25 protein-coding genes are annotated in these 26162 nt (G+C 58.7%); 18 read left to right on the forward strand and 7 right to left on the reverse strand.

Annotated elements, in window-relative coordinates; genetic code table 11:
* The first annotated feature begins 75 nt into the window (after positions 1-75).
* The 4 genes from HGP17_RS29925 to HGP17_RS29940 all read left to right on the forward strand — a co-directional run bounded on the left by HGP17_RS29925 (position 76) and on the right by HGP17_RS29940 (position 4023).
* Positions 76-897 (forward strand): aldo/keto reductase, encoded by an 822-nt coding sequence (locus HGP17_RS29925; protein ID WP_168814965.1) that lies wholly within the window; start codon positions 76-78, stop codon positions 895-897.
* Positions 898-1019: 122 nt separating this feature from the next.
* Positions 1020-1466 (forward strand): VOC family protein, encoded by a 447-nt coding sequence (locus HGP17_RS29930; RefSeq protein ID WP_168814967.1) that lies wholly within the window; start codon positions 1020-1022, stop codon positions 1464-1466.
* A gap of 18 nt (positions 1467-1484) precedes the next feature.
* Positions 1485-2534 (forward strand): LacI family DNA-binding transcriptional regulator, encoded by a 1050-nt coding sequence (locus HGP17_RS29935; protein ID WP_168814969.1) that lies wholly within the window; start codon positions 1485-1487, stop codon positions 2532-2534.
* Between the two features lie 124 nt (positions 2535-2658).
* On the forward strand, positions 2659-4023 hold the full coding sequence (locus HGP17_RS29940) for an amidase (RefSeq protein ID WP_168814971.1): 1365 nt from the start codon (positions 2659-2661) through the stop codon (positions 4021-4023).
* Positions 4024-4136: 113 nt separating this feature from the next.
* Here HGP17_RS29940 and HGP17_RS29945 read toward each other — a convergent pair whose 3' ends face one another.
* From HGP17_RS29945 to HGP17_RS29955, 3 genes are all read right to left on the reverse strand, one after another.
* Positions 4137-5198 carry a porin gene (locus HGP17_RS29945; RefSeq protein WP_168814973.1) on the reverse strand — a complete coding sequence of 354 codons (1062 nt, stop codon included), beginning with the start codon at positions 5196-5198 and terminating at the stop codon, positions 4137-4139.
* Between the two features lie 705 nt (positions 5199-5903).
* Positions 5904-6698, reverse strand: a complete 795-nt coding sequence (locus HGP17_RS29950) for a pyrroline-5-carboxylate reductase dimerization domain-containing protein (protein WP_168814975.1) — start codon at positions 6696-6698, stop codon at positions 5904-5906.
* A gap of 13 nt (positions 6699-6711) precedes the next feature.
* Complete coding sequence (locus tag HGP17_RS29955) at positions 6712-7341, reverse strand: TetR/AcrR family transcriptional regulator (RefSeq protein WP_168814977.1); 630 nt, start codon at positions 7339-7341, stop codon at positions 6712-6714.
* Between the two features lie 142 nt (positions 7342-7483).
* Here HGP17_RS29955 and HGP17_RS29960 point away from each other — a divergent pair, with 142 nt between their 5' ends.
* From HGP17_RS29960 to HGP17_RS29995, 9 genes are all read left to right on the forward strand, one after another.
* On the forward strand, positions 7484-9520 hold the full coding sequence (locus tag HGP17_RS29960; RefSeq protein ID WP_168814979.1) for an NADH:flavin oxidoreductase: 2037 nt from the start codon (positions 7484-7486) through the stop codon (positions 9518-9520).
* Between the two features lie 45 nt (positions 9521-9565).
* Positions 9566-10168, forward strand: a complete 603-nt coding sequence (locus HGP17_RS29965; RefSeq protein ID WP_168814980.1) for a dimethylsulfoniopropionate lyase — start codon at positions 9566-9568, stop codon at positions 10166-10168.
* Positions 10169-10253: 85 nt separating this feature from the next.
* Positions 10254-10469 (forward strand): hypothetical protein, encoded by a 216-nt coding sequence (locus HGP17_RS33835; protein WP_246704290.1) that lies wholly within the window; start codon positions 10254-10256, stop codon positions 10467-10469.
* Positions 10453-10677, forward strand: a complete 225-nt coding sequence (locus HGP17_RS33840) for a PsiF family protein (RefSeq protein WP_246704291.1) — start codon at positions 10453-10455, stop codon at positions 10675-10677. The genes HGP17_RS33835 and HGP17_RS33840 overlap by 17 nt, the downstream gene beginning before the upstream one ends.
* Before the next feature lie 151 nt (positions 10678-10828).
* Positions 10829-11737: a TIGR03571 family LLM class oxidoreductase gene (locus HGP17_RS29975; protein WP_168814984.1), complete on the forward strand. Its 909-nt coding sequence runs from the start codon at positions 10829-10831 to the stop codon at positions 11735-11737.
* 85 nt (positions 11738-11822) lie between these two features.
* Positions 11823-13115: a hemolysin family protein gene (locus HGP17_RS29980; protein ID WP_168814986.1), complete on the forward strand. Its 1293-nt coding sequence runs from the start codon at positions 11823-11825 to the stop codon at positions 13113-13115.
* Between the two features lie 393 nt (positions 13116-13508).
* Positions 13509-14747, forward strand: coding sequence for an HlyD family secretion protein (locus HGP17_RS29985; protein WP_168814988.1), 1239 nt, complete (start codon positions 13509-13511; stop codon positions 14745-14747).
* Positions 14748-14771: 24 nt separating this feature from the next.
* Positions 14772-16370 (forward strand): DHA2 family efflux MFS transporter permease subunit, encoded by a 1599-nt coding sequence (locus HGP17_RS29990; RefSeq protein ID WP_168814990.1) that lies wholly within the window; start codon positions 14772-14774, stop codon positions 16368-16370.
* Positions 16371-16477: 107 nt separating this feature from the next.
* Positions 16478-16762: a hypothetical protein gene (locus tag HGP17_RS29995; RefSeq protein WP_168814992.1), complete on the forward strand. Its 285-nt coding sequence runs from the start codon at positions 16478-16480 to the stop codon at positions 16760-16762.
* A 109-nt stretch (positions 16763-16871) separates the two neighbouring features.
* Here HGP17_RS29995 and HGP17_RS30000 read toward each other — a convergent pair whose 3' ends face one another.
* Positions 16872-18134, reverse strand: coding sequence for an alpha/beta hydrolase (locus HGP17_RS30000; RefSeq protein ID WP_168814994.1), 1263 nt, complete (start codon positions 18132-18134; stop codon positions 16872-16874).
* Between the two features lie 60 nt (positions 18135-18194).
* On the opposite strand from HGP17_RS30000, the gene HGP17_RS30005 reads away from it, so the two are divergent.
* Positions 18195-19007 (forward strand): TetR/AcrR family transcriptional regulator, encoded by an 813-nt coding sequence (locus HGP17_RS30005; protein WP_168814996.1) that lies wholly within the window; start codon positions 18195-18197, stop codon positions 19005-19007.
* A 93-nt stretch (positions 19008-19100) separates the two neighbouring features.
* On the opposite strand, the gene HGP17_RS30010 is transcribed toward HGP17_RS30005, so the two are convergent.
* The 3 genes from HGP17_RS30010 to HGP17_RS30020 form a co-directional block, all read right to left on the reverse strand.
* Complete coding sequence (locus HGP17_RS30010) at positions 19101-19538, reverse strand: DoxX family protein (protein ID WP_168814998.1); 438 nt, start codon at positions 19536-19538, stop codon at positions 19101-19103.
* Positions 19539-19727: 189 nt separating this feature from the next.
* A complete protein-coding gene (locus HGP17_RS30015) occupies positions 19728-21086 on the reverse strand; it encodes an MFS transporter (protein WP_168815002.1) in 1359 nt (452 codons plus the stop codon).
* 48 nt (positions 21087-21134) lie between these two features.
* The gene (locus HGP17_RS30020; RefSeq protein WP_168815005.1) at positions 21135-22112 is read right to left on the reverse strand and encodes an amidohydrolase family protein; all 978 of its coding nucleotides are present in this window, start codon (positions 22110-22112) and stop codon (positions 21135-21137) included.
* Between the two features lie 146 nt (positions 22113-22258).
* Between HGP17_RS30020 and HGP17_RS30025 the strand changes: the two genes are divergently transcribed.
* The 4 genes from HGP17_RS30025 (at position 22259) to HGP17_RS30040 (ending at position 26114) form a co-directional block, all read left to right on the forward strand.
* A complete protein-coding gene (locus tag HGP17_RS30025) occupies positions 22259-22807 on the forward strand; it encodes a MarR family transcriptional regulator (RefSeq protein ID WP_168815015.1) in 549 nt (182 codons plus the stop codon).
* 20 nt (positions 22808-22827) lie between these two features.
* Positions 22828-24024, forward strand: a complete 1197-nt coding sequence (locus HGP17_RS30030) for a 3-hydroxybenzoate 6-monooxygenase (protein WP_168815017.1) — start codon at positions 22828-22830, stop codon at positions 24022-24024.
* A 254-nt stretch (positions 24025-24278) separates the two neighbouring features.
* The gene (locus HGP17_RS30035) at positions 24279-25148 is read left to right on the forward strand and encodes an alpha/beta hydrolase (RefSeq protein WP_168815019.1); all 870 of its coding nucleotides are present in this window, start codon (positions 24279-24281) and stop codon (positions 25146-25148) included.
* 60 nt (positions 25149-25208) lie between these two features.
* Entirely contained in the window at positions 25209-26114 is a 906-nt protein-coding gene (locus HGP17_RS30040) for a LysR family transcriptional regulator (protein ID WP_168815021.1), read from the forward strand.
* The last annotated feature ends 48 nt before the right edge of the window (positions 26115-26162 follow it).

Raw genomic sequence — 26162 nt, forward strand, 5'->3', positions numbered from 1 at the left:
AGCGCGCAGATTGACGATTGCTTATGTTTTGCGCTGCGAAATGGCTCTCGCGACCGCAAAATAAGGGGAGAATCGATGAATTCCAATCGATATGCCGCAGAAATACCGAAGATCGGTTTCGGGACATATGGCAGGCTCGGAGAGGCTGGAATTGCGTCGATCCTGACGGCGCTGGAAACCGGCTATCGGCATCTCGATACTGCGCAGACTTATGGTAGCGAGCCTTGTGTCGGTGAAGCGGTGCGACGTAGCGCTCTGCACCGTGACGAGGTTTTCATCACGACCAAGATTTCGACGGACAATCTCGCCGAGGGAAAACTCGTTCCGTCGCTGAGGCGTAGCCTGGACGATATCGGTGTCGATCGTGTGGATATGTGCCTGATCCATTGGCCCGCTCCGAACGGCCAGATACCGCTGGCGACCTACATGCACCAGCTTGTCGAAACGCAATCGCTTGGCCTTACGCGGCTGATCGGGGTGTCGAATTTCACTATCGCGCTTCTGCAGGAGGCGAAGAAGTTGATTGGAGAAGGTCTCATCGCTGCTAATCAGATCGAGCTTAATCCACTGTTTTTGAACAATAAGATTGCGAGATACTGCCTGGAAAACGATATTCTTGTCACTTGCTATCAGCCGATCGCTCAGGGTCGCGTTTCGGGTCATCCCGTTCTTGCGCCGATAGCACGCCGTCACGACGCGACCGAAGAGCAGATAGCAATCGCCTATGAGCTGGCCAAAGGCTATGCGGCTATTCCGACATCGGGACAAGCCGCGCGCATCCGGTCCAACTTTGCGGCAACGGCACTGCGCTTGACGCCGCAAGAGCTTGCCGCAATCGACGGGATTTTACCCGGCGCGCGCTCGATCAACCCCGATTGGGGTCCTGCATGGGATTGATTTAAGCAGAGGCGATGTCGCCGGCTACAGCAGGATAGTGGGTAAAATCATAGGTAGTATTATCGTTATCATTGACCCGCCGAAAATAATCTTCGGCGCTTGAACGGGAAGAGGAACAATCAATGCGTGGAATTACCAGTATCGGTCACGTCGCCATCAAGGTGAAAGATCTCGACGCGTCGCTCGATTTCTATCGGGAGCGTCTTCAGTTTCCGGAGATGCTGCGACTGAAAAACGAGGATGGCAGTACCTGGCTGGTCTATCTTCGCATTACCGACGATCAGTATCTGGAAATCTTTCCGGGTGCCGAGAACGATCGTGCGCCCGGTTGGAACGCCAATGGCGTCAATCACATGTGCTTCATCATCGAGGACCTCGACGCTACCGCCGAACGCATCAAGGCTGCAGGCATCAAGCTGACGGCAGAGATAAAGCAGGGACTTGACGGCAATCGGCAGGCATGGATTGAAGATCCTGACGGCAATCGGATCGAATTGATGGAAATGCATCCCGATTGCCTGCAATTCAAGGCGATTGCCGAGCTGCGCAAGCAGCGGCAATCGGCCTGATAGAGAGCGGAGAAGATCATGGGAAAACCTGTAGCGCGGCTGAAGGATGTGGCTGAGCGGACAGGTTTTTCCGTGAATACCGTCTCGCTTGCCCTGCGTGACAGTCCGCGCATTCCGCTGGAAACGCGAAAGCTGATCAAGCAGGTCGCCGAACAGCTCAACTATCTGCCCAATGATGTCGCCCGTTCGCTGGTGGCAAAGGAGACCAAGTCGATCGGCCTGATCCTGACCGATCTTGAAAACCCGGTGCTGACGCATGTCGCCCAGAGCATCGAACTGGCGCTGGCCCGCAATGGCTATACGACGCTGCTCGCCACCTCGAACAACAATATCGAGGAGGAGATGCGGATGATCGAAGTGTTCAGCACGCGCCGTGCCGATGGCATGCTGATTTTTCCCTGCAGCCATCGTAGCCTCGATCACATCAGGCAGCTGCGCAGACGGAACTATCCGGTCGTACTTCTCGTCGGCGATCCCAATGCCGGCATCGATGCGGTGTCGATGGACGAGCAGAACGGCGCCTACAAGGCCGTCAGCCATCTGATCGCGATCGGCCACAAGAGGATCGCCCTTATCGACGGCGCCGTCATTCTCGGCAATACCGAAAAGCAAACCGGTTACATGCAGGCACATGCCGAGGCGGAGCTTGCCGTCGATGTCGAGCTTTTCGTCGATCCAAAAGGTCATTCCGTAGAGTACGGATATTGGGCGATGGCGGCGCTCATGGAGCGGTCGGTCAAGCCTACAGCCGTCTTTGCCACAAATGACTCGCTGGCGCTCGGCGTGCTGCGTTATTGCAGCAAACACGGGATCAGGGTTCCGGCCGAGATCTCCATCATGGGTTTCGACAATATCGAGTTCGGCGAGTTCGCCGTCACGCCGCTTTCAACGGTCGATTACGATGTGAAGCGCGTGTCGCAACTGGCCGTCGATCGTATTATCGAGCTGATCGCCGTCAATGGAGATCTTCCCGAGCCGCGTATCATCCAGGTCGAGCCGGACCTATTGATTCGAGAGAGTTCGTCCAGGCCGCCCGCGCCCGTGAATGCAGGCAAGACGACTGACTGAAGAACGGCGGCGCGCAGGTGCGCGATATCGAAGTGCCTTGCGTTCCAGAATGCGGGCGGCGGATGGATGTATTTGATGTATAAGCTGCGTCATTGACGTTTTCGACAGCGAAGGAACAGCATCCATGGCGCAGACCCATCTCGGGAAATCGATCGCGCAATTATCGGTGCTGATCCAGTCTGGAAACCTCGATCCGATCGCGCTCATCGAAGAGAGCTTGGACGCAATCCGCGCCCATGGTGACCAAGCGATCTTTACGCGGCTGCTGGAAGTCCGCGCGAAAGAAGAGGCGGCTGCATCGTCACGAAGGCTACGCGAAGGGCGCTCCCGTGGATTGCTGGAAGGCATTCCGGTGGCGTGGAAAGATCTGTTCGCTATCACCGGCCTGCCAACGACGGCTGGATCGGTCGTGCTCGCCAATGATGAACCGGCGGCCGCTGATGCTGACGTGGTGAAGGCGCTGAACGCCGTGGGTATGGTGGCGATCGGCCGGGTGAATATGAGCGAGTTTGCCTTTTCCGGCCTCGGACTTAATCCGCACTACGGTACGCCGCTCAATCCGCGATCGACAGACGTTGCGCGCATCCCGGGCGGCTCGTCTTCAGGCTCGGCAGTCGCTGTTGCATCCGGTCTCGTGCCGGTGTCGATCGGTACGGACACTGGTGGCTCGGTGCGCATTCCCGCCGCTTTAAACGGTCTCGTCGGATATAAGGCCAGCAGGGGTCGCTATAGCATGTCCGGTGTCTTCCCGCTGGCAACCAGTCTCGATTCGCTCGGACCTTTATGCCGAAGCGTGCAGGACGCTATCTGGATCGACGCGGCCATGCGCGGCCGATCGGCCCCCGATATTATCCGCAGCGACCGCGCCGCACTTTCGCTCGTCGTGCCGACCAATATCGTCATGGATGAGGTTGAGGATGGTGTGATGCAGGCCTTCGAGGCGGCGCTTGGTCGCCTGAGTGCTGCCGGCGTCGAAATCAGGCGTGCAGCCGTTCCGGCGTTCGACGAACTCTTTCAGGTGATGGCCGAGCACGGCCCGCTCGTGACCGCGGAGGCTTTCGCACTTCACCATCGCCGGCTGGCGGGGCCAGAAGCGGAGGCGATGGATAGACGGGTCGTTGCACGGACGCGGCTTGGCGAGAACATCAGTCTGGTCGGATATCTCGAGATCCTGAAGGTGCGGGAAAGGCTGATCAGGGAGGTGACGTCCATGTTTGGGCCAAACGAATTCATCGCCTATCCCACCGTTGCCCATGTTGCGCCTCCGATCGCGCCATTGGAAGCGGATGAAGAATTGTTCGTAAAGGTCAATTCCAAGACGCTGCGCAATACATTGATCGGCAACTTTCTCGATTGGTGCGGTGTCTCCCTGCCATGCGGCACCGGCAGCGCCGGCATGCCGGTTGGTTTCCTGCTGTCTGCACCGAAGGATCAGGACGAGCGAGTGCTGGCGGCGGCGCGTCTCCTGGAAGACATCATCATTGCATAGCGCTGAGTTCCCTGTTCGCCGCCACGGCTATTGACGCCTCCAAACAGAAAGAAGATCCGGAGGGAAACCGGATCTTCTCCCTTACTCTGATCGGAGGTCTAGTTCAGATCAGATTAGAAGCTCCGCTCGAAGCGAAGAATACCAGACCACTGATCCTGATTGATGGAGTCCCAGTTGGTGTAGGACACTTCCGGGCGAACGGTCAGGTTCTTAACCGGGTTCCAGGTGACGTTCGTCGTAGCGGCGAAGATCTTGGAGTCGGTGTAAGCGAGCTGCAGGTTCCACTTGACCTTTTCGCTGATCGGAACGTTCACGCCGCCCCAGACAGCCCAGTCACCCCAGCCGATACCAGATGCATCGCCAGCGCCGTTTGCGCCAGCGTACTTGTTGAGCTTGTCGCCGTCGGTGTTCCAGCCGCCCATCAAGAAGGCCGAGAATGCGCCGAAGTCGGCGTCTACGCGAGCCTTGATAGCGCCTTCTTCAACGATCGAGTCGTAACCACCAACGATCTTGAAGCCGAAGTTGCCGGCCTTGTAGCCAACACCTGCAACAACGTCAGGAGCGTAGTGATCGGAGCTGTCTTCGCCGTTCGAGCCGGTTGCGCCGACGCCGGAATTGGTGTCTTCGAGCGAGATAACAGCGGTGAAGCCGTTGCCTGCGTCGTAGTTGTAGGTGATCTGGTTCAGTTCGTACGGGCCGTCATAGACCACGTCGTCGTTGATAACGTCGCCGGCATAACCGGTGAAGACGTTGAACTCGGAATCTTCCTTACCGATGGTGAAGCCACCGAGGCTGATGCTGGCGTGCAGCAGGTTGGTCTTGGTGCTGTTGCCGTCGTTCCAGTCCCAACGAATTTCGGTGTTGGTCTTCAGCGGACCGTATTCGGTGTCGGTTGCTGTTGCCAGGCGGAGTTCAGCGCGGGTGTGCCAAAGCGTGCCCAGGCGGCTGTTCGGGTTGTACGCGTCGTACCACTGACCTTCGGTACGAACCTTGCCGCCAATCTTGAGGCAGGTTTCCGTGCCGGGGATGAAGAAGTAGCCTGCACCGTATGCGTCGCAGATGCGAACGTATTCCAACGGCTCCGGCTCAGCAGCGACGATAGCGTCAGCAGCGTGAGCACCGGAAACTGCTGCAAGCGCAGCAGCGGAGCCGAGAAGAAGGCTCTTGATATTCATTTTTTCTCCAATCGATTTACCGGATCGAAACGAGGCTGGTGACCACCCGCTGTATTCTCTGATCCGGGGTTCCCTCTTAACGAAAGCTCATCAGCTTCCACGGGCACGCTAGCGATACGAACGCAGCTTCGGAACATAATATTTTCGTGGAACTATGTATTTCCTGACACAAAATTGTCTTAGATGCAAAAATACATCATTTAGATTGGATATCTTACGGTTTATTTCTTGAAATTTGCCAATTTATACTTTATAAACAGTCGAAACGTATGTATATATAGAAGTTAGCTGACTTATAATAAGTGTATATTATTAAATATACACCGAGATTTGGCGAATTTGTTTGCACGTTGCTCCCATCCCAATCCCCTACGCATGTGCATTTTCAAATTAAAAAACGTCTGATAACGGGTAGCAGGAGAGCTTGATATGAGCTGGTATACGGGAGCCCTGCGAGAGCCTCGGTGTCCGTCTATGGAAGCTTCTCTGTCGCGCGTACGGCAGAAGAATTGGCTATGCCGAAGGCGCGATCGATTATTAGGGCATGAGTGGCCTATCACCAGGCGATTTGCCGATGCAGAATCAACTCTTTTCTAATATCGGAAAAATTCCGATGGAGCCGCCCCTTATCCGGTCAGTATGGATTCATCAAACGGGGCGCCAAAGTTGTCTGCAGTCTATCCCACCTAGCAGCCTCTCAGACGATCAGGTCGTCTCTCCCATGCTGATCGACGCCTTGAACGCTGCTTCCAACCCATTGCGCACGGCCGCATCAAAGCCGCTGGCGCGCATCTCCTCGATTGCTGCCGCGGTCGTGCCACGATAGTCGAGAAAGGTTCTGACGATGTCGGCGGGACATTCGGGGCGCTGTTCGAGAAGGCGCCCGGTGCCTGTGAGTGTCGCCACCACCCCGCGGCGGGCGACGGTCTCGGCAATCCCGTGCTCTATCGCGTGGTTCATCATCGCGGAAGCCAGCAGGGCCGGAAACGCCGGCCCCGAGCCAGTCAACCCGGTGAGATAATCGATATCTCGTTCGCTTGCGACCTCGTCCTGTTCGCCGCAGGCGTCGAAGATTGCGCGGGTAACTGCGCGATCCTCTTCCGTGGCGCCGCCGGACGCGATCCAGGGTGTGTAGGATCGGGAGACTTCAGCGGCGGCGTTCGGTAGTGTTCGAACCACGCGGTCGGTGTTGTGACGTACGCAGAGGTCGGTGAGGCGTATGCCAGCCATGACCGACAGGACCAGCTTTCCATTTGCATCGAGCGACAGGGATGGCCAATCCTGAGGCCGAACGGAGACAATAATGATGTCGGATCGATCGGCGAGTTCCTGATTGTCCTCGGTCCAGAAACTGTCGCCGAACTGTTCGATCCGGCTTCGGCGATAGGAGAGTGTCAGATTGGCTGGTTCGACAACGCCGGCATTGAGGATCGAACCGGCGATCGCACGACCGAGCCAGCCGGCTCCGCCGACAATGCCAATGGTGAGGGGAACGCTCATGGCCTGCCTTTCACTAGCCGGGCTTGTATCCATGTCTCGCGCAAAAGCGATCGAACTCGCGTGGCTGCGGAGCCTGGCCCGTATAGATGGCGATATATTCCGGGATGCGCTGCATGCGGAGCGCCATGCTTTCCTTCGACTGCATCGTGATGTAGCCGATCTGAACCAGATAGGTCGTCCGAGCCCGGACATCGGCGGCATCTTCGGAGTAACCGAAACGAACGAACATGCGCGCGAGCGCTTCGATGCGCATGCGGTCGGCATCCCGAATTTCTGTCAGCACCTCATTTGATTGCAATGCCCAGCTGCGAACCGCGAACTCGAACTTGCTGTCGAACAGCTTGTCGTCGAGCCAGCAATCGAAGACGTTGAACATCGCCTCGGCGAGGGTTTCCGCGTAGGCCTCCGATTGCTTGACGATGCCGCCGGTATTCTTGTCGCGCCAACGCGCGACGAGCGCGGCCAGAAGCTCCTCACGATCCCTAAAGAACCAGTAGAAGCTGGTGCGGGATAGATTGAGCCTCTTTGCGAGCGGCAGAATTTTGACGGAATCGACGCCGGATTCCAGCAAGGATTCGTAGGCAGCCTCCAGCCATCCCTCCTGCGATCCACGCCAGCCGCTGTCATTCGATATCTGATCCATGCTGCTTCCTAGCAAATAGGCGTTACCGGCACAATAGAAATGTACATATATGTCAAGCTGAGGGACGGTAGTGTTTTGCAGATTGACACATATGTACATTATGCATAGCGTTTGGCTGCCCACCTAATCCGGAGCTCGGCACATGTCCAACGATCCCCTCCTTCAGCCCTTTCAATTGAAGCACCTGACGCTCAGAAACCGCATCATCGTCACCTCTCACGAGCCGGCTTATCCGGATGATGGGATGCCGAAGGAACGGTATCGTGCCTATACGGTGGAGAGGGCGAGAGGCGGGGTGGCACTGACGATGACGGCGGGGTCTGCCGCGGTTTCGCGTGACAGTCCGCCCGTCTTCAACAATCTGCTTGCCTATAAGGACGAGATCGTTCCGTGGATCCGCGAAATGACGGATGCCGTTCATGAAGAGGGGGCTGCGATCATGATCCAGCTGACCCATCTTGGCCGGCGCACACGCTGGGACAAGGGGGACTGGCTTCCGGTCGTTGCGCCCTCGCATCATCGCGAAGCCGCCCACCGCGCCTTCCCAAAGAAACTCGAGGACTGGGATATCGAGCGCATCGTCAAGGATTTCGCCGATGCTGCCGAGCGCATGAAAGCCGGGGGCATGGATGGTGTGGAGCTGGAAGCCTATGGCCATCTGATCGATCAGTTCGCCTCGCCGCTGACCAATGAGCTCGACGGCCCCTATGGTGGCCCGCTCGAGAACCGCATGCGCTTCTGTCTTGACGTGTTCAGGGCGATGCGAAAACGGGTGGGCGACGATTTCATTCTCGGTGTTCGCTACACCGCCGACGAGCGTCTGCCCGGCGGAACCGACAAGGCCGACGGTCTCGCGATTTCAAGAATGCTGAAGGAAAGCGGCCTCATCGACTATCTGAACGTCATCCGTGGCCACATCGATACCGATCCCGGCCTCACCGATGTCATTCCCATCCAGGGCATGGCCAGTGCTCCCCATCTGGATTTTGCAGGCGAAGTGCGCGCGGCGACCAATTTTCCGACTTTCCATGCCGCCAAGATTCAGGATGTCGCCACCGCACGCCACGCCATCGCGGCCGGCAAGGTCGATATGGTCGGGATGACGCGCGCGCACATGACGGATCCGCACATCGTGCGGAAGATCATGGAGAAGCGCGAGGACGACATCCGGCCCTGCGTCGGCGCGAATTACTGTCTTGACCGCATCTACCAGGGCGGACTGGCGTTCTGCATCCACAATCCTGCGACCGGTCGCGAGCAGACCATGCCGCATGTGGTCGAGAAGACCGATATGCGCCGAAAGATCGTCATTGTCGGCGCCGGCCCGGCCGGACTTGAAGCGGCCCGCGTCGCCGCCGAGCGCGGTCACGAGGTCGTCGTCTTCGAGGCTGCCAACAATCCGGGTGGCCAGATCCGCCTGACGGCGCAGAGCGAGCGTCGGCGCGAGATGATCAGCATTATCGACTGGCGCATGCGCCAGTGCGAAAAACATGGCGTGACGTTCCATTTCAACAGCTGGGCGGACGCCGACACTGTTCTTGCCGAGCAACCGGATGTGGTCGTCATTGCGACCGGCGGTTTGCCGCACACCGATGTGTTGACGAAGGGCAACGAGCTGGTCGTTTCTTCATGGGACATCATTTCCGGAGATGTGAAGCCCGGGACGAACGTTCTGATCTTCGATGATGCGGGCGACAATGCCGGGTTGCAGGCCGCCGAACTCATCGCCAAGTCCGGCGCAAAGGTCGAGATCATGACGCCGGACCGGTCGTTCGCGCCGGAAGTCATGGCGATGAACCTCGTTCCCTACATGCGCTCGCTGCAAAAGCTCGACGCGACCTTCACCGTGACGTTCCGGCTGGAATCGGCGGAAAAGCAAGGCAATCAGATCATTGCCAATGTCGGCAGTGACTATGGCGGCGTCTCCAAGCAACGTGTTGTGGACCAGATCGTCATCAATCACGGCACCATTCCGCTCGACGAACTCTATTTCGAGCTGAAACCTCATTCGAAAAATCTCGGCGAGACCTCTTACGATCAGCTTCTGGCGGGCGAGCCTCAGTCGGTCACGCGCAACGCAGAGGGCAAATACCAGCTATTCCGGATCGGCGACGCGGTCGCCGCCCGCAATACGCATGCCGCGATCTATGATGGTCTGCGGATCGCCAAGGATCTGTGAAGCTCGAAAATCCTGTGTTCATAAGCGCAAAGGCGGGGAATAGAGATGGCAGAACGCAGCGACCAGCTACAGCTATTCATCGCGGCGGCATCCGCTGCGTTCGAGCATCATGCGGTCGATACGCAAGCGCGCCGATCGCTATCGGAGATATTTTCAAGGTTGGAGGAGCCGGGAGAACAGCGGCTCGGCCAGGGAAGCCGGCTTCCCGCCTGCGTGCACCTTGAAACGGCTCTTGCGATGGCGGCCTTCTCCGATCCGTTGAAAGCGATGAGGGCACGGTTTCAGGCGATCGAACCTCTGTTGATCTGGCGTCGGCGTCAGGATGCATCGGGGACCGCGAGCGAAAATTTCGCCGAGGGGCATGCCAATGCGATGATCGTCGGGCCTGGCGGCCTGGAGGAGCGCAGCGACGTCTGGATCGGGGTTTCCCTTATGGCACCGCATGTTCGCTATCCCGATCACGATCATGCACCGGAGGAAGTCTATCTGGTACTGTCGCAAGGCGAGTTCCAGCATGGAACATCGGAGTGGTTCCGCCCCGGTATTGGCGGATCTTTCTATAATCCGCCCGGTATCAGGCATACCATGCGGTCGGCGGACACGCCGCTTTTTGCGTTCTGGGCGCTTTTGTCGGATCGAAAGTCGTAGGGCTGCGGATATCCAATGGCAATTTATTGGTGATGCCAGCGACGGATCGGCCTGTCGTCGTCGTTCAAGAAGAACGTCGGTCTCGATGAAGGCCGACGGCTTGAACATGAATGGCCTTCAGGTAAAAGGATATGCCAATGACCAGCAAGTTTCTATGCGCGACGGCTGCCGCTCTGTTGTCTCTATGCTCGACGACGGTGGTTTTCGCACAAACGACGACTCCTGCGACAACGGCCGCTCCGGCACCCGTTACCACGCCGTCAACCTCGACATCGGCCACGGCCATGCCATCGAAGGATGAGATCAAGACGGCGCGGCAGGCCTGCCGGCAGGATGCTGTCGGGCAGGGACTGAAGGGCCAGGCTCGGAAGGATTCGGTCAAGAGCTGCCTGCAGCAGAAGTATCCAATTCTCGCGAAACGCAAGACCTGCCATGACGAAGGCACGACCAAGGGTCTGGAAAAGAAGGCGCTGCGGGACTTTGTCAAGCAATGCGTCGCGGCCGGCTAACTGCCGTAACGACCGGTTTTAGCGAGTTATCGCCAATCAGTAGAGCCCAGCTCGCCCGAAATTCCGGGCGAGCTAAACAGCAGACGGATCTTTTTCAGAACGGCAAACGTCCCTATCTCCTTTGACAAGGCAATCCATTACAGGGCGTGACGTGCTGTTTCATCCAGATCGACTTTCTTTCGGTATCGTGTTGCCGGCGCAGGAAAGAACGCGTGCAGACGTGCAGTTCGATACGCAGCTGAGCGTCGCCAGAGATGCGGACGATTTGGGTCTGCAGGCGCTCTGGGTCAGGGATGTTCCTCTCAACAGCGATGCTTATCCCGATCCGATAGGGCATGCCGATCCCTGGGTTTTCCTCGGAGCATTGGCCGCAAGCACATCCCGGATCGCCTTGGCGACGGGCGCAATCGTGCTTCCGCTGAGGCATCCGCTTCATATCGCCAAGGCTGCGCTATCCATGGCAGCCCTGTCAAAAGGCCGCTTTATGCTGGGCCTTGGTTCCGGCGACCGGCCAACGGAGTATGAAGTGTTCGGAAGAGACATCGAAAATCGGAAATCCATCTTCCAAGCGGGATGGGACCGAATTGCCGCCGCGATCGGATCGGAACAACAGGTCACTGGCGAGGACGGCCGCGTACGGAAGGAGTTCACGATAACACCGCATCAGGCGCAGGCCGGAATCCCGATGGTTGCCGTCGGATCGTCATCGCAATCGCTTGAGTGGATCGCGCGCCATGCCTCCGCCTGGATGACCTATTATCGCCCCCTCGCTGTGCAGAAGGACCGGCTTGGCCTCTGGCAGAACGCCCAGGCCAAGGTCACCACGGAGTTTCGCGGCTTCGGACAATCCATGGTCCTGGAGTTGATCGAAAAGCCGGACGCTCCCTATGAAGAGGTGAACCTTGGCGGCAAGACCGGCAGGCGAGGGCTGATCGATGCCCTGTCGGCCATGCGCGAAGCGGGCATCCATCATGTGGCCTTCAACCTTACATCCAAAAGCAGACCGGCGCGGGAGGTCATGGAAGAGATCAGCCGGGACGTCATGCCGGCGCTCATTTAAAAACAAGCGGTAAATCGCCGCCGGTGAAACTGGTTTTTGTGGTTCCTGCAACCTATCTTTGCGGTGAACACAAAAAGGGCCAGCTTTGCTTCTCGAAATCTCCATCGTTATCGTCCTCACCATTCTCAATGGCGTGCTTGCCATGTCGGAACTGGCGATCGTCTCCTCGCGACCCGCCCGTTTGAAAGTTCTCGCCGATCAGGGAAGCAGGGGTGCTGCCATGGTGATCCGGCTTTCGGAAGAACCCGGCCGGTTTCTCTCCACGGTTCAGATCGGCATTACGCTTGTCGGTGTTCTCTCAGGTGCATTTTCGGGTGCTACGCTTGGTGCGAGATTGTCGGGCTGGCTCGCCACGCAAGGCCTCTCGACTGCCGCGGCCGATGCGCTCGGCGTCGGCTCCGTCGTTGTCGCCATTACCTATCTCTCCCTGATCATCGGAGAGCTGGTGCCAAAGCAGATCGCGCTTCGTGCCCCTGAGACTGTTGCGAGCAAGGTTGCTCCGTCGATGATCTTTCTGTCGCGTGCCGCGGCGCCATTGGTCTGGCTCCTGGATTTTTCGGGCCGATTGGTGCTGCGGGCGCTCGGTCAATCCGGTAAGGCGAGCGATGGCGTCAGCGATGAGGAAATCAGGACAGTTCTCGCCGAAGCTCATAGTGCAGGCGTGATCGCGACGGAGGAATCCGCGATGATTTCAGGCGTCATGCGGCTGGCGGATCGTAATGCGAGAGCCCTGATGACGCCGCGCCGCGATGTCGAAGTCATTGATATCGAAGACAGCTTCGAAGAGGTCCGCGACCAGTTGCGCCGGACGGAGAAAGCACGGTTGCCGCTGCGCAAGAACAGCTCCGACGAGATTGTCGGCGTACTGGTGACGCGAGATTTCTTCGACGCCGTGGCATCGGGCCGACAGGTCGATATCCTGGCCATGGCGAAACAGGTGCCGATCGTTTCGGATCTTTCAGGCGCACTTGATATCGTCAAGGCGCTGCGCCGCTCTTCATCGCACATGGTGCTCGTCTACGACGAATACGGCCATTTCGAAGGAGTCATCACGTCGGGCGATATCCTGGAGGCGATCATCGGGGCGGTTCAGGAGGAAGCCGATGTCGGCGGCGAGCAGGCAATCGTCCGCCGCCAGGATGGCAGCTATCTCGTCTCCGGCTGGATGCCGATCGACGAATTCTCCGACTTCATGGGATTTCAGGTCGAAGACGACCGCGACTATCAAACCGTCGCGGGCTTCGTGCTCCAGGAATTGCGCCATCTTCCCGATGTCGGTGAGAGTTTTTCGAAAAACGGCTGGCGGTTCGAGGTGGTCGATCTCGATGGCAGGCGGATCGACAAGTTGCTGGTCGCTGCGGATACCGAAACCGCTTAAGGCGACCGCGATCCCCAGGAGCTGCGTCCCGCATTTTCCGTCGTTCGCTCAAGGTGGAAGGGCAGGGTCGCTATTATCGACGGCAGTCCTTTCCTGTTCGAATAGTCCTCAGGTAGCGTAAGTTATTGAAAAGACGCTTCAAGGCGAACGGCTTTCACGTTCGCCATTCGGCCACGCATCGCCATATCGACTGCTCATTCCCGCATTTCCGCTAGCGCAATCGGCCTCGCACCTCGTCGGCTCCCAAAGGCGGTCTTATTTTCGACCATCAAAATTTTCCAAATTCTTGTTGACTTCAATCCGATTGAGCATATTTTGGAAAACAATAAATTTCCTTTATCTCAACCTAGGTGTTGAGGCTGGCTCTGACCAGCCGATCACAGGAGAAGCGCAATGGTTTCGAATTTGCACACGCTCAATCCCAACAAGCCTTCCGAGCCGGCGACGTCGGAAGAGGCTGTGGCGCCGTCACGCACCGTGATGGACGCTGCACAACAGGATCTCGCAAGAGAGCAGCGCGATCTGGCGAGAGACATGGCCGAAGCGGCTGGGGCCGCCAAGCCAATCAAGCGTCGCTGGGTCAAGAAGACGCTCTTCGGCGCCACGGCGTTGATTGTGATTGCCGCCGCCGCTTACGAAGGGCAGCAGTATTGGACCACGGGCCGCTTCGAAATCTCGACTGACGACGCCTATGTTCAGGCCGACAACAGTGCGATCGCTCCGAAGGTTTCGGGGTACATCAGCAAGGTTCTGGTCAGCGACAACCAGCCAGTCAAGGCTGGACAGGTGCTCGCCGAGATCGATGATCGCGATTATGCGACGGCGCTGGAACAGGCCAAGGCCGATGTCGATGCCGCCAGAGCCACGCTCGACGGCAAACAGGCAGCGCTCGACAATCAGCAGTTTGTCATCGATGCGGCACGCGCCACGATCGATGTCGACAACGCCAATGTGACCTTCGCGGAGCAGAACGACAAGCGTTATGCGAGCCTTGCCACGAACGGTTATGCCGCCGTCCAGACGGCCCAGCTGGCCGCCTCGCAAATTGGAGTGACCCATGCGACGACCGCGCGCGATACGGCAGCGCTTTCCGGAGCCGTCAAACAGGTCGATATCCTCAAGGCCGAACTGGCCCAGGCGAAGGCCGCTCTGCTGCATGATCTCGCCGTTGAGCATCAGGCCGAGCTCAACGTGTCCTATGCCTCCATCGTCGCGCCCGTCGATGGCGTCGTCGGCAATCGCACTCTGCGTGTCGGTCAATATGTCCAGGCCGGCACCCAGCTGATGACGGTGGTTCCCACGGCGGCGGCCTACATAGTCGCCAACTACAAGGAAACGCAGTTGACGGATGTGCATGCCGGACAGCCGGTCGATATCGAAGTCGATATGTTCCCGGGCAAGGTCTATCACGGCCGCGTCGACAGCCTGTCGCCCGCAAGTGGCCAGGAATTTGCGCTTTTGCCGCCCGATAATGCGACCGGCAACTTCACCAAGGTCGTTCAGCGCATCCCCGTGAAGATCACTCTCGATGCCGACAGCGTCGCGTCAGGCGATTTGCGGCCGGGCATGTCCGTGCAGCCGAGCATCGATACGAAGACGGCGACAGACAACAAAACGACAGGCGCCAAGTGAGCGAAGGTCCAGGAGGACCAAGTCATGTCTACTGTTACAGCAAATGAACCGGTGGCAGTCCCGGCTGCCGCATCGCCGGAGCGCGCCGGCACCAAGGAATGGATTGCCGTTCTTGCCGGCATGATCGGCGCCTTCATGGCGATCCTCAACATTCAGATAACGAATGCCTCGCTGCTGAACATAGAAGGCGGCATCGGCACGGGCGTCGATAATGGCGCCTGGATCTCGACCTCCTATCTGATCGGCGAAATCGTCGTCATTCCCCTGACCGCCTATTTCAGCCAGGTCTTCTCGTTCCGTAATTACATCCTCGCCAATGCGATCCTCTTTCCGATCTTCTCGATCGCGTGTGCTTTCACGCACGATCTCGGCTCGATGATCGCCATGCGCGGGCTGCAGGGTTTTGCTGGCGGCATTCTCATCCCGATGGCCTTTACCATGGTACTGACGAAACTGCCGAAGCCGCAGCAGCCTGTTGGGCTTGCGATCTTTGCCCTGTCGGTCACTTTTGCTCCCGCAATCGGCCCGACGATCGGCGGCTATCTGACGGAGAATTACGGCTGGCAGACGATCTTTTTCATCAATGCGGGCCCGAGCGCCATCATGGTCGTCGCGCTGGCCGCTACGTTGGAAAAGCAGCCCATGCAGTTGCGCCTGCTGAAGGAGGGTGACTGGGCCGGCATCATCACCATGGCCATCGGATTGTCCGCGTTTCAGACCGTGCTCGAAGAAGGCAACAAGGACGATTGGTTCGCCTCTCCCTTCATCATGCGTCTGAGTGTCATCGCCTTCGTGTTTCTCAGCGCCTTCATCATCATCGAGCTGACGGTGTCCAAGCCGCTGGTGAAGCTTAGCCTGTTCAGGCAGCGCAATTTCTCCATTGGCGTGCTTGCCAATGTTCTGGTCGGCTTTGCACTGTTCGGCTCGGTCTATATCCTGCCGCAGTATCTCGGCCAGGTGCAGCGCTACAACGCCGAGCAGATCGGCAATGTGCTGGCATGGACGGGCCTGCCGCAGCTCATTCTCATCCCTGCCATACCGATGCTGATGAAGCGCTTCGACGTCCGCTACATCGCCTTTCTCGGCATCGCGATTTTCTCGATCAGCTGCTTCATGAATGTGACGCTATCGGCCGATACAGCGGGCGATCAGTTCTGGATCCCCAACATCGTGCGCGCCATAGGCCAGGCCATGGTCATTACTCCGATCACGGCGATCACCACGGGCCTCATCGCCCCCAAGGATGCCGCTGCCGCCTCGGGTCTGACGAACATGCTGCGCAACCTCGGCGGCGCCGTCGGCACCGCGACCTTGTCCACGGTGCTGACCAAGCGCGAGCAGTTTCATTCGAACATCATCGGCCAATCCGTCACGCTGGCTCGCGATGAAGTGCGGACCCGTATCGAGCGGATGGCCGGATACTTCCAGTCGCATGGTGTCTCCGATCCCACGCTCGCCACGCAGAAAGCCGTTCTTGCCATCGCCAGCGTCGTCAAGCGCCAAGCCTTGATCATGGGGTTCAGCGACACCTTTGCCGTCATCGGCGTCCTTTTGGCGATCGCCGCCGTTTCCGTTCTTTTTGCTCAGAGGCCCAAGGCGGGAGCAGGTGCCGGTGCGCACTAGAGGACAAGCACCTCGCGAAGCCCGTCGTTTCGCGAGGTGCAGCGACCACGATTACCGGTTCGCATCGGCGAAACCGTATCCCGCCTCGAACCAGAAGGAAATCCGTCATGATAGAACTCATGTCGCTCAATGAAATGAACTTCGACGAACGCCAGGAAATGCTGACGACCGTTGCCAGGGCCCTTGAGGAGAGCTCGGTTCAGGCTTCGGCGGAGGGCCATCGCGCCTATGTCGAAAATTCGAAAAGCCTGGTTTTCGCGATTCAAAGCCTTGCACACGAAATGAAGGCGGAGCAGCTCGATGCCGCCAGCGTCCTGCTTCAGCAGGCCATGATGATGATCCTGGTGTTCCGCCAGCGAAATATCTATCCGGCCGGCGCCTTCCTGCATTGAATGACGGATTATTCGCCCGTGATCGAGAGCAATCCCATATCTTCATATTGGCCGGCGTCCATTGCCGGCCAATACATCTTTTCCCAAGTTACAGGCTGTTGCCGCTTGCTTAGTTTGCGCAATTCGGGCTGGGTGATTTCCCCGACAGTCGATCCCTGATCCAGTCAAGCTGATCGGGCACCGATGCGCTCATGGTTGGATCATGGTCCAGTCCGGGATAGGATTTGAAGGTGACGGACTGCTTGTTCTTGCAGGCACGCTCGACGACTTCCTTGATGCCGGCGATGGGAACGGAATGATCGTCCTCGCCGGCCAGCACGAGGATAGGCCCTTGGATCGGCTTGAACCCGGCGGTCTCTTCCCGATAGAACTTCGAGACCCACTTGTTCTTGCTCCAGCCGGGTTTCAACATGGCGACGTCGTCGACACCGAGATAGCTGGCATAGCCATAGAGCCAGCAACCGTTTGACGTCGCGTCCTCATAATGCTGCATGCCGATCTTCGAAAGCATGTCCGAGGCTTTGAAATCCTTGTAGCGCGTTTGCACGGCGTAGGCATGCCAGGAGAAATAGAACCCGGCCCCCTTGGCTTCCTCGGGATGGTCGAGCAGGCGGGGCAGGTGAACTGCGCCTGCAACGGCAATCGCGCCGCGATACGTCGGATCCTTGAGTTCGACCTGACGTTCCGCAACACCCCATGCAGCAAGGCCGCCCTGCGAATGACCATCGACGACCCAGTCCTTGCCAAGTGTCGAAACCGCCGCCTGCGCAGCCGGTACGGAGTAGATCACATCGTCGGCCTGGGCGGCCTTGTCCATGTAACGGTGTGGGCCCTTGGTCCCCAGACCATGATAGTCAGTGGCGACGATAGCGAAGCCGCCTTTCAGCAGGTTTGCGAGATCCTGGCCGTAATAGACATCCTTCATCAGGGAGGGTGCGCAAGCGCGCGCCATTCCACTGGTGCCATGCGCCCAGGCAATAATTGGCCAACCCCCGGCCGGCGGAGTCCCTGCCGGAACAAGCACCACTGCCGAGGTTGCGACATCGGCGCCATGGCCATCGGTCGAGTGATAGAGAATGCGTGTTGCGCTTGCTCCGGGCGGCAAGGTGTAACCATCGAAGGCCTCCTTGCGCAGCAGATCTCCCGCTTTGGTATTCTTGAGCGTCTCCGGAGCCTCGTAAAGGCTTGTAAGCGGCAGGGCGTCCTGCTGTTCGATGGTCGATGCTTCGGCTGCTGATTTGGGCATGCCGGGATCGTCCTGCCCGAAGGCCTGGTAGGATGTCAGCAGTGACGTACCTGCGAAGATGATAGTCAGCCATCTGCCTAAATGGTGACGGGTGCCCCGCGGGCGCCCGAGCTTGCAACCGGTCATACGGTTTCTCCTCCTTGTGTTTTGATGGATGCCGGCCGAAACCGGCGACTGATCCCCTCGATGACCATCGACGCTTTGTCGAGGTCGTCGCCCCGGCGTCACAATGCGAATAATAATTCGTGTTTGTCAAGACGGGGGTTTGGGTCATATTTTCGTGAGAACGAAGCAGTGGTTGAGGCAAGGCAGCGCCGGCGAATGGACGAGACTGAGAAGAAACCCAGAAGAAGAACGCGCACCGTCGAGCCGCGAAAAAAGCCCCAGCAGGGACGCTCTCAGGACATGGTCGAGCGCATCCTGGCGGCGGCGCGCGACCTGATGCGTGACGAAGGGTTCAAATCGCTGAGCACGATATCCATTGCCGGACGCGCTGGCCTGTCCGTCGGTTCGCTCTATCAATATTATCCGAACAAGGAGGCGATTATCGTCGAGCTGGCGCGGCGGTGGCTTGGGGCTTTCCAGGCGTTTCATGACGAAATGAGAGAAAGACCTCCAGCAACGGACTGGGGCGCCTTTGCGGATGATTTCTCAAAATTCACGCGAACCATTGCGTCGATCTATATCGACAACCGAAATCTTGTGCCGGTTCTGGAGGCGATGCGCAGCAACAAGGATTTACGACGGCTCGATTCGCAACACGACGGCACCATCGTCGAATTCCATGCAGACTGGTATTGCGCAGTGAACCCGGCGCTTGATCGGGCAACGGCGCTGCGTCTTGGAGAAATCGTGCTTGAAACGGGCCATCCCTGTCTGACGCAGGTGGCGGCCGGCGGCAGAGAACGGCGCGAGTTGATCCTCGCCGACCTTATTCGAATGCACCTGGCGCTGCTTCGCCCGTACCTGGATCGGAGTTTCGAACGATCCGCGTCATAGGGAACAGGGGCGTGACCGATCTGGATGCATCGGCCGTGCGAAGGAGTGCTACCTCACACGGCCGATGCATCCATTGGCGCTCGCAATTTGGTATCAGCGGCGCAGGATCCTGAGGGGGCCTGCTCCGAATGCGGCAATGATCGCCATGCCGCCGATCAGTCCGATATTTTTCAGGAAATTGAGTGTCTGCGGCACAACCATGGCCTCCGGAGACGCCCAGAAATTATGGAACATGAGCGTGGCGGCGATGATGTAGGGAATGAATGCCAATGCCACGGGGCGTGCAAATATGCCGAGCAGCAAAGCAATCGCCCCCAGCAGCTCGAGAGCCGTGGCGCCGAGCGCGAGAAACAGGCCAAACCCGTCTGCACCGCCCGGCAGGCGGGCAGCCGTGGCCGGGATGCTCATGAGTTTGCCGATACCGCTGTAGAGAAAGAGCGGTGCCATCGACACGCGCAGCAAAAGCAATGTCCAGGCCTGGGCCGTCGCGAAATTGGTGTCCTTGGGTTCTTGAATGATGCTGGAAATCATGGGGTTTCCTTTTTGGAAATGTCGGTGAATTGGCCGGGCTGACACCCGGCGCTGATGCCTGACTGTCTATTGGCGACGTTGGGCCAGTTGGACCGGCTTGCTGCTTTTCCTCAAAACTTTTGGCGAATGGCTATGCGGCGCCCGCGCCGAGAACGACGCGGACCGGCAAGGGGTATCAGCACACGATGGTCACTCGGCTTCAGCTGCGATTACCGTCGAAACGGTGCCGTTTGCCTGGCGCTGCAGGGAAACGATACCGAAGGCTGCGACGACGGCGGCAAGACCGATTGCCCAGAAGACCGGTGTCGGCGTTCCGGTCGCCTGTTGTAGCAGGCCTGCCACGTAAGGTCCGAGGATGGCACCGACGCGACCGACACCCAGCATCATGCCGACGCCGCTGGCTCTGGCACCGGTTTCATAGGAGCTCGCCGTGAAGTTGTTGAGCACATGCTGAGCGCCGACGATGCAGAAGCCGGCGATGGCGACGATGAGAATGTTGAAGAAATGGCCACCGACGAAGACGGTGGATATCACCGCAAGACCTCCGATAAGCCACCAGATTGCAAGATAACGCGGCGACGCGGACGGTTGCCTGTCGACAAGGACTGCAAGAGCCAGGCCGCCGATAAAGGACGTGGCCTGCATCAATGCGCCGAAGCCGAAGGATGCGGCAAAGGTTTCTCCGCGCTGCATCATTACGGTCGGGATCCAGCCTGTCAGGCCGAAGATTGAAAACAGGCTGAGAAAGGCTGTCAGCCAGATGGTGAGGGATGTCCGCCGGTAGTGTGGAGCGAGCAACGTCTTCAGCGGGTTGCTGCGGCGCGTTTCACCTGAGGTGGCAAATGTGCTCCCGGCGTATCGGGCTGCTCGATCCGGGCGGATGCGTGTCAACAAGGCGCGCAGCTCGTCGAAACGACGATTGGCCGCCAGGAATCGGGGGCTCTCGGGAAGAGAAAGCTGCACGGCGATGGTCAATGGCAGGGACAGCGCACCGACAAAGTAAAGGGCGGGCCACCCGTAGAGCGGGGTAACGAACACGCCGACCAGGCCGGCAAACATGCCGCCGAGCGACCAGCCGAGTGCTACACCCCACAGCGAAAACGCATTGTTGACGCGCCGGGGAGCCAACTCGTTGATGTAGGTGGCGCATATCGGCAGGAGTACGCCGAGACCAAGCCCGGTCAGAAGGCGCAGAAGACAAAAGCTCCAGAAGTCATGCGCAAAAAGCGCCGCCGCGATCGTGAAGACATTCACGATCCATAGACCCCCGATCAGCGCGCCGCGGCGTCCGAAGCGGTCCGACACGAAGCCTTGCCCGATGGCGCCGATAAGAAACCCCACCAGCCCGGAGCTGATCAGGAAGCCGGCTTGCGCCGGCGCCAGGCCCCAGGGCTGCATCACATAGTGAATGACGTAAGCCGGATTGAAGGTATCATATCCGTCGAACAGCGTGATCAGCGTTACGAGAATGCCAAGGCGCTTGTGGAACGAACCCACCGGCGCCTCCGTGAGTTCTGCATTGAAGTCCAGCTCGCGTGAGTCTGCCATTTTTCCCCTCCCATGAAAAGCCGCGCCTCCCGCACGGCTTGGCGATTGTCAGTCGAGATTGAAGAGTTTGCGGGCGTTCAGCCGCCCGATCTTGAGACGATCGTTTTCCGAGATTGCCGCGCTATCGAACCAATTTGCGGCATGATCGATGTTTTCGAACGGCCAGTCGGCGGAAAAGAGAATGCGGTCCGCCCCGATTTCCAGCATGGCGTCGATAAGCGTCTGGTTGCGGAAGTTTCCGGACGTGGTGAGATAGAAATTCTCGCGGAAATATTCGCTGACGGCTCGCTTGGCCGGATAGTTGTTTTGCTCGGACATCCATTTGTTATGGTTGTCGATGCGCCACATGGAATAGGGGAGACCTTCCCCCATGTGTCCTAGGATGATGGTGAGTTCGGGATGGCGGTCGAAGAGACCGGATCCGATGAGGCGAAGCGCATGTACCGCCGTTTCCTGGCCGAATGCCCAGGACGGGCCGAGCAGCCATTCATGCCCTTTGTAGATGGCGGCGTCCTGCGGCAGCGGATTGCGCGGATGAAGATAGAAGGGCACGCCGAGGCGTGCATGTTCGGCCCAGAAATCGTTGAAGTCGGGGATGTCGTAATAGATCGCTCCTTCGCGCCGGCTCGACTGGCTGAAGCCGTTGACGAGCGATCCGCGAAAGCCGAGCTGCTCTATGCAGCGCTTCAATTCCTGTGCTGCCTGCTCAGGCGCTTGCATCGGCAAGGCTGCGAGCCCCTGGAAGCGATTTGGTCTGCGCTCCACTTGTTCGGCAAGGAAATCGTTGGCCCGGCGGGCGAGTTCGACGGCTTCCGCTTCATCTGGAATGGCTTGCACGGCCGGCGCGTTCAACGACAGCAGCATCACCTCGATGCCGTTTTCGTCCATCTCGCGCAGGCGACGCTCCTGAATGTCGAGAAGGCGGCTTTTCAGCTCCGGCCAGTCGGCATTCGGCGCGAAGCGTGCGCTGTCCTCCAGGGTTCGTTCGATCGCGAAGTGCTCCTCGAGCGCTATCTTCCCTTCCATGGTCTTTCCTTTTCTTTCGACCCGTATTGACAACAGCGAACTACAAGCGCATTTCATTGTCAATGGGAATATTGCAAATGCAAATGTTGCAGATGATTGATACTATGTTAGAGCGGGACGGTGTTTCGTCGTCCAGGAGCTCTGACATGTACCGTCTGTCGAATTCGTTTCCCTATCTGCTCGCCCGGCTAGGCATTCGCATGGGGTCCCTCTTTGAAGACGTGGTGAAACAGGAGGGCTTGACCCTCCAGATGTACCGCATCATCGCCGCGATTTCGGAAGAGGAGCGCCCGCTCAAGCTCGTGGAGCTGGCCGCGTTAACATCGGCTGACATCTCGACCTTGTCGCGCGTGGTCGCGGCCATGGCGAAGAAGGGCATTCTTAGCCGCGAGCGCCCGGAAAACGATCAGCGCAGCCTGCAGGTGACGCTGACGCCGGAGGGCGAGCGGCTTCTGGCGCGCTACGCACCCGTCGCAGCCTATTACGAGACGATCGCCACATCCAGCTTGTCGGCTGAAGCCGCGGAAGAGCTCAAGACGACGCTGGTGCAGCTTTACGCAAATCTCGACCGCCTGGAGAGCGAAGTTCGCAATGGCACGATCCACACCATGATCGCTGCCGCCGGCAACACGCAAGGCGAGCCGCAGGCGAAGCTCAAGCGGCGCACGAAGGAAACACGCACACCATCGCAATAGCGAATGAATGGGAGGACATCATGAGTGAAGGACGTGTCATCATTGCAGGCGGAGGCATTGGTGGCTTGGCGACAGCACTGGCGCTATCGGCGAAAGGCCGCCGCATCATCGTTTTGGAGCGCGCAGCAGTCCTGGGCGAAGTCGGTGCCGGCATCCAGCTGGGACCGAATGCCTTTCATGCCCTGGACAAGTTGAAAGTCGGGGACATCGCGCGCACCGAAGCCGTCTACATCGACCAGCTGCGATTGATGAATGCCGTCTCCGGTGAGGAGATCGTCCATATTGACCTTAACGATGGGTTCCGGCAGCGTTTCGGCAATCCCTATGCCGTCGTGCATAGAGGCGATCTGCACAAAGCGATGCTGACCGCGTGCCAGGATGATCCGAAGATCGAACTTAAAACCGGGTATCAGGTCGAACGCTACGAGCAGGACGACAGCAAGATTGTCGTCGTTCTTGCCTCCGGAGAACGTGTGGAGGGCGATCTTCTCATCGGCGCCGATGGGCTGCGATCTGCAGTGCGCCGGCAGATGGTCAATGACGGGCCGCCGCGTATCGAAGGGCACACCACCTATCGGTCGGTGATCCCGGTCGATCAGATGCCCGAGGATCTGCGCTGGAATGCCGCGACGCTATGGGCCGGCGAACGCTGCCATCTCGTGCATTATCCGCTGCAGGGGTGGAAGGTCTTCAATCTTGCGATCACGACCCACAACGACGCCAACGAATTGATTGCCGGCAAGCCGGTGAGCCATGACGAAGTGATGCAAGGCTTCAAGGGCATACATCCGCGAATCCGGTCGCTGATAGAGCATGGCAAGGATTGGAAAGCCTGGGTCATCTGCGATCGCGAGCCGGTGCAGCAATGGCGGGATGGGCGTGCCGTGTTGCTTGGCGATGCCGCCCATCCGATGCTGCAATATTTTGCCCAGGGCGCGTGCATGGCGCTTGAAGACGCCGTGTGTCTGGCTGATGCGCTTGAACGTGAAAGGGCGGATTGGCGGAAGGCGCTGGATAGCTATGTGGCGTCCAGAAGCCTGCGCACGGCGCGTGTCCAGCTTCAATCGCGCGAACTTGCCAAACGTGTCTATCATCCCGCCGGCGCCCATGCTGCCCTGCGCGATCAACTTCTGAAGAGCCTCGGAAATGAGGGCTTCTATCAGAGCATCGACTGGCTGTATCGCAAGGGTGCGGCCGAAGCTGCGTCCATTCGTTGATCCAAGCCTGATCGAACAGACTCGTTCTGCGTTGCCACCGAGAAGCTGCGTCGTTCAAGGCGGTATTGGCGATGAGATCTCTTCGCCGATGCCGCCTGAGCCTTTTATATTGAGCGTACGATGGAGAGCGTGGATCGGCGCGGAGAAGCCTGCGCCACTCCTGAAGGGCCAGATGGACCCGAACGCGAGGGTGCGCTATAGCCTCGTCATCGAACATACCATCGTCCAATCCAGAGGCTTAGAGGCGGTAAAGGATGACGCTCGCATCTTTCCTGGAAGCACAATGTCTGCGAATGGACCTTTGGCCGGGTGCTCCACCCGGTGAGCGCGGACCTGCTTTGGAAGAGCATGCCGTTCCCGAGGGCGCTGTCGGTGGGATCGATGTGCCCGTTATCGAAGTCTATCGCCCACCTGAGCCCAATGGTTCGGCACTTCTCATCCTCGGGGGCGGTGGCTATCGCCATATTCAGATGGTGCGCGAATCCAACCCCGCGGCAAATCTTGCCCTTTCCCTCGGCATGACGGCGGTGATCCTGAAGCACCGGCTGCCGATCGATGGTTGGAAACCGTTGGCACCCTTGCAGGACGCGCAGCGTGCACTTCGACTTATCCGCAAGAATGCGGCCGCCTGGGGCATCGCCAACGAACGCATCGGCGTGCTCGGTTTCTCCGCCGGCGGACATTTGGCGGCAATGCTTTCCACCCGGTTTGATCTCGAGACCTATGCGGCGATCGACGATACCGATTGGCTCTCCGCAAGGCCGGACTTTGCGGCACTCCTGTTTCCGGTCATCAGCCTTGAGCCGCCGTTTGAGTTTACGGCAACCAAGCGCATGCTCAGCCGTGATGACGCGGGGGCCGACCAGCTCCAGCGCTATTCTCCGCACCGGCTGGTGACCGCAGCAGTGCCGCCGACATTCCTTGCCCATGCTGCTGATGACAAAGTGGCGCCTCCTGAGCATTCGATCCTGATGTTCCAGGCGTTGAAGGCTGCTTCCGTTTCCGCAGAATTGCATATCTTTCCAACGGGCGGACATGGCAGCGCGACAGGCGCGCAGGGAAGCCGCTTCCATCTGTGGCAGACCCTGTTTTCGAGCTGGGTCGAGCCCTGGCTTCGGGATTGATAAGCCAGGGACGGGCAAGGGGCTCGTCCAAAACCATCAACCCGATCGGAAGGTAAGGCAATGGCGCTCGAACTCAGGCACTGGCGAGCTTTTGCGACGGCTGCCGAAACTCTGCATTTCGGTCTTGCCGCGGAACGGATCGGCCTGACGCAACCGGCGCTCAGCCAATTGATCAAGGTCGTCGAAGACGAATTCGAGGTTCGCCTGTTTGATCGTTCGCATCGGACCGTAACCTTGACAGAGGCCGGCCGAAGCCTGCTTCCGGAAGCACAAGCGGTACTGGCACAGAGCCGGCGAGCCGAGCGCCTCGGGCTGGTCGCCGGTCGAAGCTCCAACCGCACGCTCGCGATCGGCTATGTCGGATCGGCGGCGTTCCATCCGTTTTTCAGCCGTCTCATCGAAAAGCTGACGACGATCAGTCCGGCATTGGTTCTCAGGCTGGATCAGTCACCGGTCAGCCGACAGGTCATGCAGGTTCGCGATCACAACCTCGATATCGGAATATTGAGATCACCCATGCCGCCGCTCGATCCGCAGATCGCAACCTTGTCTCTGCAGCGCGAGCCGATGGTGCTGGCGATCGGGCGTCAAAGTCACCACTCCGCGCAGCAGGGAGCCTGCAATCTCGCCGATTTCGCCGATGAGCCGTTTCTCCAGTATCGTCAGCAGGAGGGTGGCGGCCTCTATTTTCTGACGCAGAACGCCTGCGAGCAAGCCGGCTTCCAGCCGCGTATCTCTCAAACCGTGCCGCAGATTGCAACCATGCTCGCTCTCGTCGGCGCGGGTCTGGGTGTGGCACTTATCCCGGAGTCCGTATCGCGGCTCGGTGTCCCAGGTGTCGTGTGCCGCCGGCTGCTTCAGCCCGTTTTCACGGACTTCAATCTTATCTATCGCCGCAGCGATACCGCGCCGGCGCTTCGGGAAGCACTGCAGGCTGCTAGAGCGGTCGATAAGCTCAGCTTATGAATTTTGCAGCTTACGACACTTGGTCGAACGCCTCGAATGGGTATCCTT

Origin of the sequence: Rhizobium sp. P38BS-XIX, from assembly GCF_012641435.1 — a bacterium.
Classification (GTDB): Bacteria; Pseudomonadota; Alphaproteobacteria; order Rhizobiales; family Rhizobiaceae; genus Rhizobium.